18 protein-coding genes are annotated in these 15,927 nt (G+C 41.5%); 9 read left to right on the top strand and 9 right to left on the bottom strand.

Translation table 11 applies throughout. The annotated features are described in order from the left end of the window. Window positions 1–5: 5 nt before the first annotated feature. The 6 genes from OSCI_RS04410 to rsmA all read right to left on the bottom strand — a co-directional run bounded on the left by OSCI_RS04410 (window position 6) and on the right by rsmA (window position 6,184). Complete coding sequence (locus OSCI_RS04410) at window positions 6–2,072, bottom strand: AAA family ATPase (RefSeq protein WP_007353668.1); 2,067 nt, start codon at window positions 2,070–2,072, stop codon at window positions 6–8. Next, window positions 2,069–2,314 (bottom strand): hypothetical protein, encoded by a 246-nt coding sequence (locus tag OSCI_RS04405; RefSeq protein WP_007353667.1) that lies wholly within the window; start codon window positions 2,312–2,314, stop codon window positions 2,069–2,071. Before OSCI_RS04405 ends, OSCI_RS04410 begins: the two co-directional genes overlap by 4 nt. A gap of 81 nt (window positions 2,315–2,395) precedes the next feature. Beyond that, on the bottom strand, window positions 2,396–3,787 hold the full coding sequence (locus OSCI_RS04400; RefSeq protein ID WP_007353666.1) for a DNA phosphorothioation system restriction enzyme: 1,392 nt from the start codon (window positions 3,785–3,787) through the stop codon (window positions 2,396–2,398). Window positions 3,788–3,931: 144 nt separating this feature from the next. Continuing rightward, on the bottom strand, window positions 3,932–4,273 hold the full coding sequence (locus tag OSCI_RS04395; RefSeq protein WP_007353665.1) for a DUF3082 domain-containing protein: 342 nt from the start codon (window positions 4,271–4,273) through the stop codon (window positions 3,932–3,934). 3 nt (window positions 4,274–4,276) lie between these two features. Further along, window positions 4,277–5,224, bottom strand: coding sequence for a 4-(cytidine 5'-diphospho)-2-C-methyl-D-erythritol kinase (gene ispE, locus OSCI_RS04390; RefSeq protein ID WP_007353664.1), 948 nt, complete (start codon window positions 5,222–5,224; stop codon window positions 4,277–4,279). Between the two features lie 114 nt (window positions 5,225–5,338). After that, a complete protein-coding gene (gene rsmA, locus OSCI_RS04385) occupies window positions 5,339–6,184 on the bottom strand; it encodes a 16S rRNA (adenine(1518)-N(6)/adenine(1519)-N(6))-dimethyltransferase RsmA (RefSeq protein ID WP_007353663.1) in 846 nt (281 codons plus the stop codon). A gap of 141 nt (window positions 6,185–6,325) precedes the next feature. Here rsmA and OSCI_RS04380 point away from each other — a divergent pair, with 141 nt between their 5' ends. The 6 genes from OSCI_RS04380 (at window position 6,326) to OSCI_RS04355 (ending at window position 10,654) form a co-directional block, all read left to right on the top strand. Further along, entirely contained in the window at window positions 6,326–6,895 is a 570-nt protein-coding gene (locus tag OSCI_RS04380; RefSeq protein WP_007353662.1) for a Uma2 family endonuclease, read from the top strand. A 10-nt stretch (window positions 6,896–6,905) separates the two neighbouring features. After that, window positions 6,906–7,478 carry a Uma2 family endonuclease gene (locus OSCI_RS04375; RefSeq protein ID WP_007353661.1) on the top strand — a complete coding sequence of 191 codons (573 nt, stop codon included), beginning with the start codon at window positions 6,906–6,908 and terminating at the stop codon, window positions 7,476–7,478. A gap of 203 nt (window positions 7,479–7,681) precedes the next feature. Beyond that, window positions 7,682–8,353, top strand: coding sequence for a TIGR00266 family protein (locus tag OSCI_RS04370; RefSeq protein WP_007353660.1), 672 nt, complete (start codon window positions 7,682–7,684; stop codon window positions 8,351–8,353). 22 nt (window positions 8,354–8,375) lie between these two features. Next, window positions 8,376–9,053, top strand: coding sequence for a TIGR00266 family protein (locus tag OSCI_RS04365; RefSeq protein WP_007353659.1), 678 nt, complete (start codon window positions 8,376–8,378; stop codon window positions 9,051–9,053). An 80-nt stretch (window positions 9,054–9,133) separates the two neighbouring features. After that, the gene (locus OSCI_RS04360) at window positions 9,134–9,838 is read left to right on the top strand and encodes a TIGR00266 family protein (protein ID WP_007353658.1); all 705 of its coding nucleotides are present in this window, start codon (window positions 9,134–9,136) and stop codon (window positions 9,836–9,838) included. 15 nt (window positions 9,839–9,853) lie between these two features. Continuing rightward, window positions 9,854–10,654, top strand: a complete 801-nt coding sequence (locus OSCI_RS04355; RefSeq protein ID WP_007353657.1) for a M48 family metallopeptidase — start codon at window positions 9,854–9,856, stop codon at window positions 10,652–10,654. A gap of 32 nt (window positions 10,655–10,686) precedes the next feature. Here the strand turns inward: OSCI_RS04355 and OSCI_RS04350 are convergent, their stop codons facing one another. After that, on the bottom strand, window positions 10,687–12,069 hold the full coding sequence (locus OSCI_RS04350) for an NACHT domain-containing protein (RefSeq protein ID WP_007353656.1): 1,383 nt from the start codon (window positions 12,067–12,069) through the stop codon (window positions 10,687–10,689). A 237-nt stretch (window positions 12,070–12,306) separates the two neighbouring features. On the opposite strand from OSCI_RS04350, the gene OSCI_RS04345 reads away from it, so the two are divergent. Continuing rightward, window positions 12,307–13,107 (top strand): SH3 domain-containing protein, encoded by an 801-nt coding sequence (locus OSCI_RS04345; RefSeq protein WP_007353655.1) that lies wholly within the window; start codon window positions 12,307–12,309, stop codon window positions 13,105–13,107. A 2-nt stretch (window positions 13,108–13,109) separates the two neighbouring features. Further along, on the top strand, window positions 13,110–13,874 hold the full coding sequence (locus OSCI_RS04340) for a 4'-phosphopantetheinyl transferase family protein (RefSeq protein ID WP_007353654.1): 765 nt from the start codon (window positions 13,110–13,112) through the stop codon (window positions 13,872–13,874). A gap of 93 nt (window positions 13,875–13,967) precedes the next feature. On the opposite strand, the gene OSCI_RS04335 is transcribed toward OSCI_RS04340, so the two are convergent. Next, complete coding sequence (locus OSCI_RS04335) at window positions 13,968–14,165, bottom strand: hypothetical protein (RefSeq protein WP_007353653.1); 198 nt, start codon at window positions 14,163–14,165, stop codon at window positions 13,968–13,970. After that, window positions 14,162–14,506, bottom strand: a complete 345-nt coding sequence (locus OSCI_RS04330; protein ID WP_007353652.1) for a hypothetical protein — start codon at window positions 14,504–14,506, stop codon at window positions 14,162–14,164. Before OSCI_RS04330 ends, OSCI_RS04335 begins: the two co-directional genes overlap by 4 nt. A 469-nt stretch (window positions 14,507–14,975) precedes the next feature. Between OSCI_RS04330 and OSCI_RS04325 the strand changes: the two genes are divergently transcribed. Next, window positions 14,976–15,896, top strand: coding sequence for an NAD(+) kinase (locus OSCI_RS04325; protein ID WP_007353651.1), 921 nt, complete (start codon window positions 14,976–14,978; stop codon window positions 15,894–15,896). Window positions 15,897–15,927 lie beyond the last annotated feature (31 nt).

Raw genomic sequence — 15,927 nt, 5'->3', positions numbered from 1 at the left:
CCAAACTAAAAATCATAATCTACTTCTACAATTTCCGTATATTCAAACTCATTCGGACTTTGTTTAACCAAAGGATAACGCACGCCTGCCAACTCAATCGAATCCTCTTCACACTCAGGCTTAGGAGAATTGTAAACTAAAACATATTCCCTACCTGTGCGATTACTCATTTCTTCCGCAACTTCTACCCGCCACTGAGTCTTTGTAACTAAAACTACCAATTGATTCGCCAATCTTGGCAGCGTCTTCGCAACTTTTCGCCGATACATTTCATCCAAACTACCAAAAGGGGAATCCATTACTATCGGGAAAGTGCTGCTATCTGGCCCCATTAAAGTATTCTGTTGACTCCACTCCCGTACCCCCTCAATGATACCACCAATAAACGACAAACTCAGAATTTGATTTTCACCAGTAGAAGCTGCAACGCTAATTTCCTCACCCCCTGTATTTTCTACTAAATTGATCTCATATTTTTCATTCAGCTTAGGGAGATAGGGAGTGAAAGAAATTTGACTAAATAATTCCTGCACTCGCTTTTCTAACTGCAAACGAAACTGTTTCTCTAAACGGGATCTTACCTCAATCAATCTATCAACAGCATCTTGAGTGGCAGCAATGCGTTTCTGAGCCAAAACTTGCCGAGACTCATTCATTTGCTGCTTATCAATCTGTTTACCTAAACCTTCAATTTCACGAGTAAGATGATCTATTTCTTGCTGATTGGAACCCGTTTCGCGATTAAATTCACTAACTTTAGATTCAATTTCATCCAGGCGTTTTTGCAGCTTACTAATATCTTCATCTGGATAATTTCGCAATTTTTTATTAATGTCATCTAACTGCGTCTCAATCCGAGAAAGCTCCGTGCGATTATACTTAATATTCTCTTGCTGTCTGTCAAGTTCCTCCCACAAATCAGGAACTTGCTTCTCAAGTTCCTCCACTTGCACAATCGTGCGAATTGCTGTTTCTTCCACATCAGCAGTTCCCGCTTTATCCATCCAACCATTTACCTCAAAATGAGCGTGAGTGCCATCAATTAACTCTGCACCACAGATACAGCGCTGTCTTTTTAATAACTCCTCCACAAATTGCCGTTTAATACCCATTGGCAATTCTCCTTTCGCTCGCAAACCATCAAAAACTTGTCGAAATTCCACCGTCATATCAGCAATAAAAACAGTATATCCTCGTGTGGTAATCGCTCGTTTTAAGGCTTCTCTCGCCTGTTTTAACTGTTCTTTAATAGAGCCTGCACTAGCTTCAAGCTCAGCCCGCAATTGCTGCAATTCTCCCGCACCGCTAAGTTCCAGCAAACGGCTGTTAATTGCTTTTTTTAGCTCACCTTGGTGTGCTAACTCCTGAGCGATTTCAACTTGGCGACTTGAAAGTTTTTCCACCTCTTTTTCTAACTTTTGCTTTTCCTTTAAAGATTTCTTGGTTTGTGTATCCCCAATAACTTTCAAATCTGTTTCTAGAGACTTTTTCGCCTCTCCTAAATGTCTAATCGAGCGATTTAAAACCTCTACACCTAGCAATTCCTTAGTTGCCTCAGCAATTTCAGCTTTCTTATTAGTGCGGACAATTTGCTCAATTCTTTCACCATCAAAGAAAAAATATTGATGCAGACTTTCTGGCAAAATTCGCCCAATAATATCATCTGGTTGTTCCGACGGAAACATCCAACGACCATCATCTTGCGCTATTTGCATCAGCAATTGAGTTTTGCCATGCTCAACATTTGTATCATTTTTATAAGCGCGGCATACCCGTTTTGCTTGATAGCGTTTACCACCATGCTCAAACACAATTTCAACCCAACATTCGATAGCTTTATTCGGTTCAGCTTCATTAATTGCCCGTTTATTTACTAATTGGTCTGGAGCAGCGAAAGCAGCGCTAAATTTTTCATATAACACCCAAGTAAACGCATTCATTAGCGTTGTTTTTCCTGATCCATTGTTGCCATGAATCATTGTGGTATTCCGAGTTCCAGAGGCAAAGGTAATCTCTGGAGTTTTGCCATAAAATTGACGGAAATTATAAAGTTTAATTGAGTTTAGTTTCATTTAATTACCTCCTTGATAATTTTCAAGATGTCTTCATTAATATTGCGGGGTGGTTTCATATAAAGCTTATCTTTCTCAGCTTGCAATACCCGCTCGATGATTTGGCATACTTCTTCAGGTGCGCTGGTAATTGGTTCTTGCACGTCTCCCAAATCTACCTTAAGCTTATAAGATGAATTCTTTTCAGCTAAAATGTTCGTTGATATTGCGCTGATAAAATTGTCTTCGTATCTAAATGCCATAGTCATATTTCCTAAATGTGTCAAGTTTTACAAACTCAAAACGCTAATGGTCTATAATAAGAATAGCAGGTTTATAAGATTTTAAATATCTAACAATCCATATCGGGTTTGCAGTTGTAACAATTTAGTCCTAGCTGCTCCTGAGTTGTCTGCCAAATCCGCAAATTCTAGGAATCTCTTGAGTTCTTTTCGCAAGAGGTTACGTTCAACTTCTAGGGTTTCTCTACCCAAGTCGGGAGGTAATACTATCATGTCAAATAAAGTAGCACGTTCCTTACCGGGGTGCGGCCGTAAAATTCGCCCTCGGCGCTGGATAAATTGACGGGGATTGCTACTACTTGCTAAAATAACTGCATTGCGAATTGCGGGAATATCAACACCTTCATCCAAACAGCGAATTGCTACTAAACCCTGCAATTCTCCACTTTCAAATTGCCGCCGCAATTGCTCTCTTTCAGCTAAAGGCGTATCCGCAGTATATGTATTAATCCGATAGCCAATTTCAGAGCCTAGCACTCTAGTAACTTCTGATAATTGGCGATCGCTAATTTTGCTAGAGCTTCCTTCTACGGAACCATCTCCGCAATAAAATAATGTATGATTGGTATGTTTTCGCGTTGCCATTAATTGCCGCAATGCGGTTAATTTATTGGCGGCTGCTCCAATTAACCGCGCTCGCTGCATCAGCAATGGCTTAACATCTATATCCTCAATATCTTCTCCACCAGTTAGCAAAGCCCAGCCAATTTTTTTGGTTAATTTTTTATAGACTTGAGCTTCATATTCTGTCAGTTCTACTAAGAGGGGATAGTATAGATAGTGAACTAGAGCTCCCTGACGTATAGCATCTCCTAATGTTAATTCCGGCTGCAAAACGGGGCCAAAATAATCAAAAATAGCCTCGCTTCCCTGTTCGTCAAAGTGTCTTTGGGGAGTAGCAGAAAGAGCGAGGCGCAGTCCAATATTTCGCGGTAAACTTTGTTCTAAACGAGGTGTACCCAGGTTATGAGCTTCGTCTCCAATAATCAAAGTTTTATCTGGGAAATAGCGCAGTTGGGACTGTAAACTTTCTCCCATTAAAGTAGCATTAGTAGTAATCGCCGCGAGAAAAGGTTGGGAACCAGAATGCACGTTATACAAACCCGCAGCTAGTTGACTTTGCCAACTGCGGGCATTTTCAAAAGTTAAAATCGGTTGGATTCCAAATTTCTCGCATTCCCGCGCCCATTGTGCGACTAAGTGACAATAGGGGCAAATAACAATGAGACCTTGTAAACCGATTTTTTGATATAGTTCAGAAGCGATGGCTAGTGCTGTAATTGTCTTACCACTTCCTGTGGCCATTTTGAGCGTACCGCGCCCATTATTGGCAAACCAATTAGCGATAGCTTGCTGTTGATATTGCCGCAGTTGGAGAGATGGCGGTATCCGGGGAAACCCCACTTGCGGCTGATGTCCAAGAGTTTGATTCACTGTTAATCCAGTCAGATGCAAGATTCCCTAAAATTTGACTATATCAAATAATTTTAGCTCAATCTCACTAAAATATTACACTTCTATATAATTTTTTAGTAAAAATTGTAACTGATTGGAAACTTCATTACTGGCAATGTCGAATTAAATACTTGCATCTTTCTTCAATCGTTTTATCAACCGCTGAATCAAAAGTTGCACCGCTAACCCCATCAAACCCAGAGCTGCCAAGGCGAAAATGCCTGTTCCTAGTGCAGCCATCCCTACGACTAAGGTTCGCACAGCAGAGGCGATTTTAATCACCGTGATATTGTCAGAATGAGTTGGTTTGTTAGCAAATGTCTGGGCAATTGATGCCGTTAATAAATAGAGACCAGATGCGAATGCACCAGCAATCATCGAACCAGTAATGCACCGCAAAATACTTGTTTCTTCCGCAGAATTAGGCGGTTGAGAATTGGGAGTTGGATTAGTTAGATTAGTCATAGTTTAATCAGATGCAATGCGAATGCCAGTATTACTAAATTTTGCCACCCACAGGTCTAAATCGGGAGATGCGATCGCACTTTTTACCCGCTCTTTAACCTGTTCTGCTTCTGCCAGAGACTCCGTTAAAGCAAACACCGTAGGCCCCGAACCAGACATCATCGTTCCCACAACCCCTAGTGACTGAAAAACCTCTCGCAGTTGCAATACTTGAGGATATACAGGCAAGGCTACTTTCTCTAAATCATTGTGCAATAATTGCCCAATTTTTGCTGCATCTTTGTGGGCGATCGCGGCTACCATCTGCCCAGAATGTACCCGTTGTCGGCGACATTCTACATCATCCGGCGCACAATAAGAACTGCTGAATTGTTGCCGATAAGTTTGATAGGCCCAGGCCGTAGAAATCGATAAATTGCGATATTTTGCCAGCACAACATAGAGATTATCTAAATCCGGCAAGGGTGAAAGTTCTTCACCTCTACCTGTTGCTAAAGCAGTACCACCAGCAATGCAAAAAGGGATATCCGAACCCAATTGAGAACCCAATTCTTGCAATTCTGAGTGCGTAAGTCCGAGTTGCCACATCAAATCCATCCCCACTAAAACAGCGGCCGCATCTGCCGATCCGCCAGCCAAACCTGCTGCTACAGGAATGTGTTTGTGAATCACAATTTCCACGCCGCCGTAGCGAGCAAAAGCAGTGGGAAATTGCCTAGCTAGCAAGTCGGCGGCGCGGTAGGCGAGGTTATTTTTGTCAGCGGGGACTTGGGAATCGTCACAGCGGACGCGGATGGTTTCTGTACCGATGGGCCGCAAGTCGATGCGATCGGCTAAATCTATACTTTGAAGTACCATTGCCAGTTCGTGATAGCCGCCGCTAGGCGAATCACCGATGATTTCTAAGTATAGATTGATTTTTGCGGGAGCAATCAGAGAATATGAGCGCATAAGTATGGATGATTTGGGACGTAATTCCCTTGTTCTGAGCTAATTTACATCAGTCTGCGACCATAATCAATCCTTCTTCATTGCTTAACATAAAACTATGCAGAACTTCATAGGCTACTCACCGGTGTATAATTCTCTCCCCAATTCTACCTCTAAGTTGTTAGCTAAAGCTACCCATTCAGCTACACTTAGATCTTCAGCCCGACATTGAGGATTTATTTGTAATTTTTCTAGTAATTGAGCGAGTCGCTCTAACTCAATTGTTCCTTTTAAATTATTACGCAACATCTTACGCTTGCTACCAAAGCCGAGTTTAATTAAACTCTCTAAATGTACGGGGTTAATCGCTTGCGGTTCCACCATCCGGGGACGCAGCCGCACTACAGCAGAATCCACTTTGGGCGGCGGATAAAATGCCTTAGCTGGTACGTCGCAAATTAACTCGCATTCAGCTAAATATTGCACTCGCACTGACAGCGCACCGAAGGCTCTGGAACCAGGTTTAGCATACAGCCTTTCTGCAACTTCTTTTTGTACGAGCAGCACAATTAAATCAAAAGGTTTAGCTGCCGGAGCTGAGATTTTACCTAGTAGTTTTTCAATAATCGGCCCAGTTATATTATAAGGAATATTGGCAACGACTTTATTAGGATTTTGGAATTTAGGGAACGCAGCTAATTGCTCCTCTAAATCCATTGCAAGGATATCGCCTTGGACAAGTAGGAAATTGTCAACTTTACCCAGTTGCTTTGCTAATTTTTCGCATAAGTCGCGATCGATTTCCACAGCCACAACTGACTGCGCCGCAGGTAATAAGCTCCGAGTTAAAATTCCTGTACCAGGCCCAATTTCTAATACGCGATCCTGCGACAAATCAGCCGCTTTAACAATCTGATTTAAAGCTTTTTCGCTCTTGAGCCAATGTTGAGCAAATCGTTTTCGGGGTTGAGGTTCCCGCATCCTGAATTACCTAGCGCATTATGAAACTGCTATAGTTATGAATTATATACCATCGCTTCGCCATCCGCACACAAATATTTATTGTCATTGAATTCAATCTAGAATAATGCTAAACTATTTCCTAGTTGAGCGAGGTAAACAATGTCAGCCACAAGCGAACTAACACTACAAGAGTTTTTCGCTCTCCCCCCCCTTGAGGGAGATATTACCTATGAACTTATTGATGGTCAGGCTGTCCCAAAGATGTCTCCAAAATTTTCGCACTCTAAGCTTACCCGTACACTACTATATCTAATCGATTTGTGGTGTGAAGGACGCGGTGAAGTCTTGCCAGAATGGGCTATTCAATTAACTAAAAAAGGTCGAGCCTGGGTACCGACTCCTGACCTTTTATATATTTCTTATGAACGCTTACCCGCAGACTGGAATCAAGATGAAGCCTGTCCCATTCCACCAGAACTCGTGATAGAAATTATTTCACCTGGACAAACTTTTGGACAAATGGCGGCTAAAGCGAGAGATTATTTAGATGCTAAGGTATTGCGGGTTTGGGTGGTAGATAGCAAAGCTAGAAGTATTACTGTTTTTTATCCCGATGCACCACCCCAAACTTATATGGGAGATATCCTGCTAACAGATTCACTGTTTGCAGGATTGGAATTTACCCCAGAGCAGATATTTCAAAAGGCAAAAATACCACTAAATAATTAGGTAAAAAATAGTGCAAATCACAAGCCGATTAACACTCGAAGAGTTTTTGGGTCTCCCGCCAGTTGAGAGTGATATTACCTATGAACTTATTGATGGTCAGGCTGTACCAAAGATGTCTCCAAAAAAATTTCACTCCAAGCTCACCCGTACATTCCTTAATCTAATTGAAAATTGGTCTGATGGACGGGGAGAAGTATGTCCAGAATTAGCTGTCACTTTAAGTAAAAAAGGGCGAGATTGGGCACCAATACCAGACCTTTTATATATTTCTAATGAAAGCTTACCAGATGACTGGGATCAAGATGGAGCTTGTTCTGTTCCACCAGAACTCGTGATAGAAATTATTTCACCTGGACAAACTTTTGGACAAATGGCGGCTAAAGCAAGAGATTATTTAGATGCTAATGTATTGCGGGTTTGGGTGGTAGATAGCAAAGCTAGAAGTATTACTGTTTTTTATCCCGATGCACCACCACAGACTTATATGGGAGATACACTGCTAACAGATTCACTGTTTGCAGGACTAGAATTTACCGCAGAGCAGATATTTCAAAAGGCAAAAATACCACTAAATAATAACTAAAAAATCACAATCAGGCATTATTTTATCACAGAAAATACTGCCTGATTGCTAAGGGCAAATGCCGATTCACTCCACAATTATTTTTGCTCTAGTGTTTAGGAAATCAGCAAGCTATGTATATTTTTGTTAAAAAATGGAATTAGTTAGGCCAAGTTTTGACAGAATTGTATTTATCTTCACCAGTCTCTAAAGGAGATTACCCTGTGAAATATAAAATTCGTTATAAACCATCCTTTGCAGCTATTTTCATCACCCTAGACCCCGGAGAAAGTATCACCGCCGAGGCGGGGGCTATGACTAGCATGGATGGAAAACTATCTATAAAAACTGAATTTTCAGGCGGCTTCTTCTCTGGCTTACTCAAAAAGTTTTTTGGCGGCGAATCTCTGTTTGTCAATAAGTTCATCAATGAAACGCAAGAACCCCTACAAGTCATCTTAACTCAACCTACTATTGGCGATATAGAAGCCATAGAATTAAAAAGCGATCGCGAGATATATTTTCAATCTGGTGCTTATATTGCCCATACTAAAGGATTAAATATCGGTGTCGGCTGGGCGGGTTTTTCTAGTTGGTTTGCTGGCGAAGGATTGTTCAAGTTAAAAGTTAGTAGTAAAAACAAAGGTCTGGTTTTCTTCGGCGCTTATGGTGGCATTACGAATAAAAAAATTACAGGTGAATTTGTGGTTGATAGCGGTCATTTAGTCGCCTACGAACCAGGGATTAAAATGAGCGTTACTTTGGCTGGAGGCTTATTTGGTTCAGTCACATCAGGGGAAGGATTCGTTAACAAACTTTCCGGCACTGGGGATATTTATTTACAGTCTCGCAGCATAGATGGTTTAGTTAGATTTTTACGTCCAAAATTCTTTTAATTTTGCAATAGAGGCAGCAATAATGGATATCCAAATTTTGCAGCAACCTGATAGTGCAATTGCGCGTGTCACCTTCGATGCTCGCGAAGAATTAGTAGCAGAAGCAGGTGCGATGATTGCGATGAACGGTTATATTAATGTTAGCACTACTCTCCGGCAAGGTAAAGGTGGTGGCATTTTAGGCGGACTTAAACGTACGATCGCAGGAGAATCTTTATTCTTAAGCGTTTTTCGTTCTCCTACTGCTGGCTGTGAACTATTTTTAGCTCCTAAACTGCTCGGAGATATCTGCCATTATCAAGTTTCTAATGTGGGATTGGTAGTACAGGCTACTTCTTATCTAGCTAGCGGTTCTGATGTTGATATTGAGTTGGGATTTCAAGGTTTTAAATCTTTATTTTCGGGAGAATCAATTTTCTGGTTAGATATTAGCGGCAAAGGCGATTTACTCCTGAGTTCTTTTGGAGCAATTTATGAAATCCCTGTTGATGGCGAATATGTAGTAGATACTGGTCATATTGTCGCTTTTGAAAAAACCCTGAACTTTACAATTGGCAAGCCAGGTTCTAGCTGGCTAGGTGCTTTTCTAGGTGGTGAAGGATTAGTTTGTCGGTTTAAAGGAAAAGGGCGATTATTCTGTCAAACTCACAATGCGACGGCTTTTGGTCAATTAGTTGGCCCTCAGTTACCGCCTCGATAATAGAACTGTTAACTGTTAACTGTTAACTGTTAAGTGAGAATATTGGTAGAGAATTTTAGTAAGGCGATGGAGAAACAGCCATGAAAAATGAAATTGATTACACTATTGAGCATTCCCCTTCCTATGCTTCATTACGGTTAGACCTCAAGGCAAATGAAACTGTTTTTGTGGAATCGGGAGCAATGGCAGCTATGGATTCCTGTATCAAAATGAAATCCAAGGTGCAAGGGGGATTAATGAAAGGAATTGGTCGAATGTTAGGGGGTGAATCGCTATTTATCAGTGAGTTTACCGCCGAAGGAAAACCTGGGCAATTATTTGTCTCGCCAGGAGTACCCGGAGATATTCAGCATTATTATCTTAATGGTAATGGTAATAATTTAATGGTTCAATCTTCCGGGTTTGTTGCTTCTAGCCCCACTGTCACTATTGACACAAAATTTCAAGATTTTAAAGGCTTTTTTAGTGGTGAATCGCTGTTTTTAATTAAAGCTACTGGGAAAGGAGATTTTTGGTTTTCTTCCTACGGGGCAATTGTTGAAATTCCTATTGATGGCGATCATGTTGTCGATACAGGTTACATTGTCGCCTTTGAAGATACTCTCAACTATAATGTGGAAATGATGGGCGGCTTATCTTTTAAAAGTCTGAAAACGGGGATTCTAGGTGGTGAAGGATTGGTGTGTCGCTTCCAAGGTCAAGGCCGTCTGTGGGTGCAGTCGCGAAATCTGTTTCCTTTGCTTAATTTTTTGAATCCTTTCCGTCCAGTTAAAAGCAATAACTAAACCTATTTATAGATCATGCCTGATGATGAATTTAGCTCTAGAAATTCCCCAACTAGCAATCGCCAGTTATTGATAATTCTGACAATCTTTTTAGGGTTGCTTGTAGGATCGATTTGCTTTATACTATTTATAGTCGATAGCTTAGTATGGGTAATTCCTGTTAGTGCAGAACAACAGCTTGGTAAATTAATTGCTCCTGCTTACGAGCAAATAGCTAAACCTTCTCCGGCTCAAGATACGCTGAATCAACTTTTAGATCGACTAGAAACTAAGTTAACAAAAGAGCAAGCAGAAGGGCGTAATTACAGAGTTTTGTATGTGTCACAGCCGACGGTCAATGCTTTAGCAATACCGGGTGATATTGTGATTATTTATTCTGGTTTAGTTGCTGAAGCAAAATCAGAAAATGAACTGATGATGGTACTCGGCCATGAACTCGGTCATTTTGCTCACCGCGATCATTTACGAAGTTTGGGGCGGAGTTTACTTGTGCAAGTTGTACTGGCTTATTTTTTTGGGGATTTGAGCTCGCTGCAATCTACTATTTCTACTGTCTCCACTGCTCAATTTTCTCAAAATCAAGAACGTCAAGCTGATGAATTTGGCTTGTCTCTTTTGCAAGCTACTTATAATCATGTGGGGGGAGCAACTGACTTTTTTGAGCGCATGAGTGAGAAACAGGGTGGGGATATTATACCTTTTTTAGCTACTCATCCAAATCCGCGCGATCGCGTTGCAGAATTAAAGCGTTTGATCGAGAAACGTCAGTATAAAATTGGGGAGAAATTGCCTCTGCCCTCAACGCTAAAATTGTAACGCCGCCCAGAGGGTGACATTACTGTGTTTCATCACATTTCACCAAAATGTTGTTGCAACAAATTGTGAATAAAATGATAGCGATCGTCTCCAATTTTTTGTAGCAACAATCTTTCACTGACATAATTTAAGAAACGCCGATAATTCCAGGGAATATACCCGTATCGGCAAAGCACTACTCGCACCATAAAATTTTCAATAGCAGGTATTTTGATAAATAAACCGCTAATGCAGGCAGCAATTATCCCAAAAATTATTCCCGAACTTAACTCGAAGATTGTCGCAACAATTGCTCCTACGATACCCGCAGTTAAACTTAAAATTAACCCAGTAATTACTATGACTCCAATCAGACATATTTGCTGTTGCTGTTCTGTTTGCAACCAACTAGATGTAATTTTTGCCACAGAAAATTCTGTCAAATTCTCTGTTTCCAGCTTTTTAGCCAACCATACTAACCAGTACCGAATTTGTTCTGGTCGCGGTTCCTTACCTTTAGGATACCATTGCTGATTAATTTCCCGTGTCATCTGGCGGCGAATATAAGCATTTAACAAATACTGGCGCTGCGCCTCAGTAGAAGGAAGTCGTTTCCAAGATTCAATTAAAATTTCCTCATAAGCCAAAGTCAACAGACTTAATAGCAACGGTGTTTTGGCTAACTTCAACAATTCAGGTTCCCGTTCAATATTGTACCATAGCTCTCGACTTCTAGCAGCTATTAAATACTCGCGAATTTGAGTTTGGGTCAGCGGTTTTAACAAAATTGCTGCTTGCAATCGGAATCTATTTTGGCACTTTTTGTAAGATTCAAAACTGCTACATATAACTAGATGATTAGGTTGAAAATCTTCAATAAATTTATTTATACTCTGAATTAAATTTTCATGTCGCTCACCTTCAATTTCATCTAATCCATCTAATAATGGCAATAATTGCTGTTGAGCAAGCCACTGTTGACTAATATTAACGGGAATGTTATACTTAAGGTGAATTTGCTCGATTACCCAATCCGCGATCGCCCGAGAATCATCTTTCCGCGAAGCCAAGTTCAACAGCACCGGACAGGGCAAATTTGCATCATTTTCCGCCCTATTCACCAGTTTCGCTGCTAGTTCCCGCAAAGTTGTCGTTTTGCCCGCCCCAACTGCCCCCAAAATCACCAATTTCCCACCCATACGGTCGAAAAGTTGCATAATTCCTGCCTTTTGCGGCACCTGAACGCTGGGGCGGCTGCCGATTTTCAGATCGATGTCCCACGATCGCCTAAACTGCTGCGGCGGCTTGTCTGCGTGTAAATTAACCAACACAGCTTTGTGCAAGGACTGCGATCGCCCCGCTTTCACTTCCCGCTTTACTTCGTCTAGTAACTTCTCGCGAGATGATTTTTCTCTAAGAGGACTCAATCTTAACATTTTACTTATTTGATTTTACCTTTGTTGGACATCATCTCTTGCCATCTCTCAGTAAAATTATTCACTTAATAGACTCCACCAATAACTAACGTCTTGATTGTGGTAATTTTCAATGTTAAACTTTAATAAAAAGTCCTGAAAAGTTAGCCAAACCTCTGTAACTTTTAAAACAAATAAAAGGCTTTAAAGCCGAAATTTGCAACAAAAATTATTAGTCTTCATAAAGAGGTATAAGTTATGTCCTTCAAACCTAGCCAATTCATCATAGCAGGCTTAGCTGGAGTTGCCACCGCCCTTGGTGTCACCGTTGCCACGATTCAGTCCCAATCGAGTTTCACTGACTCTGAATTACCACCCCAACCCTCTAATCCTCCCGTTCTATCATCCCCAGTACCAAACCCGCAAGCGGATATCAATCCAGTATCGCCAGTGGCGGACACCCCAGTATCCCCCAAACCTCAGCCAGCCGCCTCCCCGCCTACCACTCCTAAACCTCAGCCAATAGTGGTCTCCCCGCCAGATTCGGGGTGTAAAATTAGTATGGCCTTAGTAGCTGACCCCAACCCTCCGCTAAATGTGCGCGATCGCCCACAGGTAAGCGAGAGCAAAATAGTCGGTACGCTCAGAAATAATAGCTTTGTTTCTGTCGCTGATGAACAAAATGGTTGGTTGCAAATTAGCGATCCGATCGCGGGTTGGATTGCCAAAAATCGTACAAAAAGTAGTTGTCCAAATGTCAAGCAGAGAATTAGTTTTGTTGCGGGAGGAAGTGAGGCAATAGTCCAAGGTAAAATCATCGGCGGTGGTAGCCATTCTTACCTAATTAATGCTACCAAAGGTCAGACGATGATACTCACTAATCATCAACAAGTTTTACCATTAATTTTAACACCAGATGGTAAAATTTTAGGCGGAGCTAGCGATGTAGAAGGTAAAACAGAGTGGACAGGAAAAATCCCAGCTACGGGCGACTACACTTTACAACTTGACTCGAATTTCAAGGGATATGATTATGATTTTTCTGTTGAATTACACTAAACATGAATGTTTCTGATTGCCTCTGGAATGCTCCCATTGCAGAACTGACATTATCTAGTAATGACATCCATATTTGGTATGCTGCTCTCGATTTACCTCCTGAGCAACTTGAGATATTTTCTCTAACACTATCTAGTGACGAGAAAATTAGAGCAGAGCGATTTCACTTTGAGGAACATAGACAATTTTTCATCGCTTCTCGCGGAATTTTAAGAGCAATTTTAAGCCGCTACTCAGAGATAGCTCCAGAGCAAATACAGTTTAATTATGGAAGTCGAGGCAAACCAGAAATAGCAGAAAGTTGTGGAGTTAAAAAACTCAAATTTAACTTATCTCACTCTGGTAAAGTTGCCTTGTATGCCATTACCCGCGATCGCGAAATTGGCATTGATATCGAAAAAATTCATCCGATTGCCGATGCCGAACAAATTGCTCAACGCTTCTTTTCAGCCAAAGAATATGCGTGGCTGAGCGAACTTTCTCCCTCAGAAAAACCAGAAGCATTCTTTGAATTATGGACTTGTAAAGAAGCTTATCTAAAAGCAATAGGAGAAGGATTAGCCTTTGGTTTAGATCGGTTTGAAATCTTATTTTCCCCAAACAAACCTCCTGAAATATTAACCATTCAGGGCAATTATCAAGCAGCAAAACCTTGGTTTTTGCAGCAGTTAACTCCTGTTTTAGGATATATCGGAGCTGTGGCTGTAAAAGCAGATAATCCTTGCTTTACTTACTGGCAATGGTCAGAGAATTATATCTTAAGCTGAAAACAGCCAGGGGTTTTAACCCCTGGCTAATAACTAAAGTCCTCGCTCAGAGGACTAATGAATTTTAGGACTTATGCAAAAAACGGTAAACAGTTAACCATTTACCGATTCCTTTTTTATCTTTCCTAAACGATAAGCAATCAGAGGGCTGTTGCGAATGTCTGCTTCCAAACTAGCAATTAATTCATCTAATTCTAAAAAATTACTGTCAATTCGCTTGCAGAGGGATCGCATTTTTTCGACAGAACGCGCCCTGGCTTCTTCGTCAGGAATTTTCACTTCATTAGTCATAGCAAGTTCCAGTTTCTCTTAACTTCTTCAATACTAGCTCGCATCGCCTCAGCATTCACTTGAACTTCTGAGATTGTCCTAGCTAGTAATTCTAGGTTAGCACTGTTCGCCCTCGGTTGAGAATCAAATATCCGTCGCAACACCGTAGAAAAACGCGAGTAGTAACCATCAGCACGTTCTCTAATATTTTGGAGTTCCCCTAATTCGGGCAGCGTTGCCTCTGTTTCGCCTACTCGTTCAAAAAGTGCTAATTCTGCTGCTCCGGCTTCATCCATCAACACTAGCATTTGTCGTTGTAAGCTAAAAACTCTTGTAACTATCTCCTCTGGTAAATTAGCCATTTTTTGAATTGAAAAACCTTACCTTATGATTTTTACTCATCTTAATTAATGGTCTAGAAATTCAATTAATAAAGATTCCTTTACGTAGTTATTTCTAATTTTATCGCACTTTGGTTAACTGTCAACAGTTAACTGCAATTTCTGAGATATTCTCGAAAAACAGGAGATAAATTAAACACAACTTTCTCTTCTTCCATTCTTTTGAGTAAACAGCGTCTTATAGTTCTAATTTAGCTTAAGCGCGATCGCTTTCAAGTAATTGACTATTTTTCCTAGATTGAGTGAACTTCATACAACCAACCTCCTGCCTTCTACCTTCTACCTACGGTTTTGGCCAAGACTACCCACAGGGTAAAGCCCGTTGCGAGGAACGAAGCCATCTCTCAAAACTCAAAACTCTCAACAACATTGCTTCACAAGACTCCTAATGACACAATGGTACTAATCCAAGTCCTATTAGAGTAAAAACGTGCAGCTCAAACAGGTAATCATCGCCCACAAAGCTAGAGATGCCCAAAGCCAGCAGTGGGCCGAACAGTGTGCGAGGCAATTGGAAAGTAGGGGTTGTCACGTTTTGATGGGGCCATCCGGCGCGAAGGATAACCCCTACCCAGTATTTTTGGCTTCTAGCACGGGAAAGATCGACCTAGCAGTAGTGCTCGGCGGTGATGGTACGGCTTTGGCTGCGGCTAGACATCTTGCTCCCGATAACATCCCCATTTTAGCGGTGAATGTGGGCGGACATTTGGGGTTTTTAACTGAATCTTTTGAAGATTTTAAGGACAGTGAAAAGGTTTGGGATCGGTTGTTGCAAGATCGCTATGCTGTACAGAAGCGGATGATGTTACAGGCGGCCGTATTTGAGGGCGATCGCACTAACATGGAACCAGTAAGCGATCGCTTCCTCGCCCTCAATGAAATGTGCGTCAAGCCAGCCTCCGCTGACAGAATGCCGACTTCTATCCTCGAAATGGAGGTAGACGGCGAAGTAGTCGATCAATATCAAGGAGACGGTTTAATAGTCGCTACTCCTACAGGTTCGACTTGCTACACGGCTTCTGCCAATGGCCCCATCCTACACCCCGGAATGGAAGCGATCGCAGTTACTCCGATTTGCCCTTTAAGCCTCTCCAGTCGCCCAATTCTTCTGCCTTCCGGCTCCGTAGTTAGCATCTGGCCACTAGCCGACTACGATCTAACTACTAAGCTCTGGATGGATGGCGTTATGGCTACTGCCATCTGGCCAGGACATCGCGTAGACGTGCGGATGGCAGACTGTAATGCAAAATTTATCATTTTGCGCGAAAACTATTCTTATTACCGCACCTTAAGAGAAAAACTTCAGTGGGCCGGAGCCAGAATTCCTTACACCAATAATCATCGCAATTAATATTAATTGTTAATTGTTAACTGTTAACTGT

The sequence above is a fragment of the Kamptonema sp. PCC 6506 genome (assembly GCF_000180455.1).
GTDB classification, from domain to species: domain Bacteria; phylum Cyanobacteriota; class Cyanobacteriia; order Cyanobacteriales; family Microcoleaceae; genus Kamptonema; species Kamptonema formosum.
The sequence above is the reverse complement of the archived record's forward strand: the minus strand, read 5'-3'. Positions and strand labels throughout refer to the sequence as shown.

Excerpts from the sequence above, each read along its gene's own strand:
- OSCI_RS04410 (WP_007353668.1), bottom strand. The coding sequence starts at position 2,072 with ATGAAACTAAACTCAATTAAACTTTATAATTTCCGTCAATTTTATGGC.
- OSCI_RS04405 (WP_007353667.1), bottom strand. The coding sequence starts at position 2,314 with ATGGCATTTAGATACGAAGACAATTTTATCAGCGCAATATCAACGAAC.
- OSCI_RS04395 (WP_007353665.1), bottom strand. The coding sequence starts at position 4,273 with ATGACTAATCTAACTAATCCAACTCCCAATTCTCAACCGCCTAATTCT.
- ispE (WP_007353664.1), bottom strand. The coding sequence starts at position 5,224 with ATGCGCTCATATTCTCTGATTGCTCCCGCAAAAATCAATCTATACTTA.
- rsmA (WP_007353663.1), bottom strand. The coding sequence starts at position 6,184 with ATGCGGGAACCTCAACCCCGAAAACGATTTGCTCAACATTGGCTCAAG.
- OSCI_RS04380 (WP_007353662.1), top strand. The coding sequence starts at position 6,326 with ATGTCAGCCACAAGCGAACTAACACTACAAGAGTTTTTCGCTCTCCCC.
- OSCI_RS04365 (WP_007353659.1), top strand. The coding sequence starts at position 8,376 with ATGGATATCCAAATTTTGCAGCAACCTGATAGTGCAATTGCGCGTGTC.
- OSCI_RS04360 (WP_007353658.1), top strand. The coding sequence starts at position 9,134 with ATGAAAAATGAAATTGATTACACTATTGAGCATTCCCCTTCCTATGCT.
- OSCI_RS04355 (WP_007353657.1), top strand. The coding sequence starts at position 9,854 with ATGCCTGATGATGAATTTAGCTCTAGAAATTCCCCAACTAGCAATCGC.
- OSCI_RS04350 (WP_007353656.1), bottom strand. The coding sequence starts at position 12,069 with ATGTTAAGATTGAGTCCTCTTAGAGAAAAATCATCTCGCGAGAAGTTA.
- OSCI_RS04345 (WP_007353655.1), top strand. The coding sequence starts at position 12,307 with ATGTCCTTCAAACCTAGCCAATTCATCATAGCAGGCTTAGCTGGAGTT.
- OSCI_RS04340 (WP_007353654.1), top strand. The coding sequence starts at position 13,110 with ATGAATGTTTCTGATTGCCTCTGGAATGCTCCCATTGCAGAACTGACA.
- OSCI_RS04335 (WP_007353653.1), bottom strand. The coding sequence starts at position 14,165 with ATGACTAATGAAGTGAAAATTCCTGACGAAGAAGCCAGGGCGCGTTCT.
- OSCI_RS04330 (WP_007353652.1), bottom strand. The coding sequence starts at position 14,506 with ATGGCTAATTTACCAGAGGAGATAGTTACAAGAGTTTTTAGCTTACAA.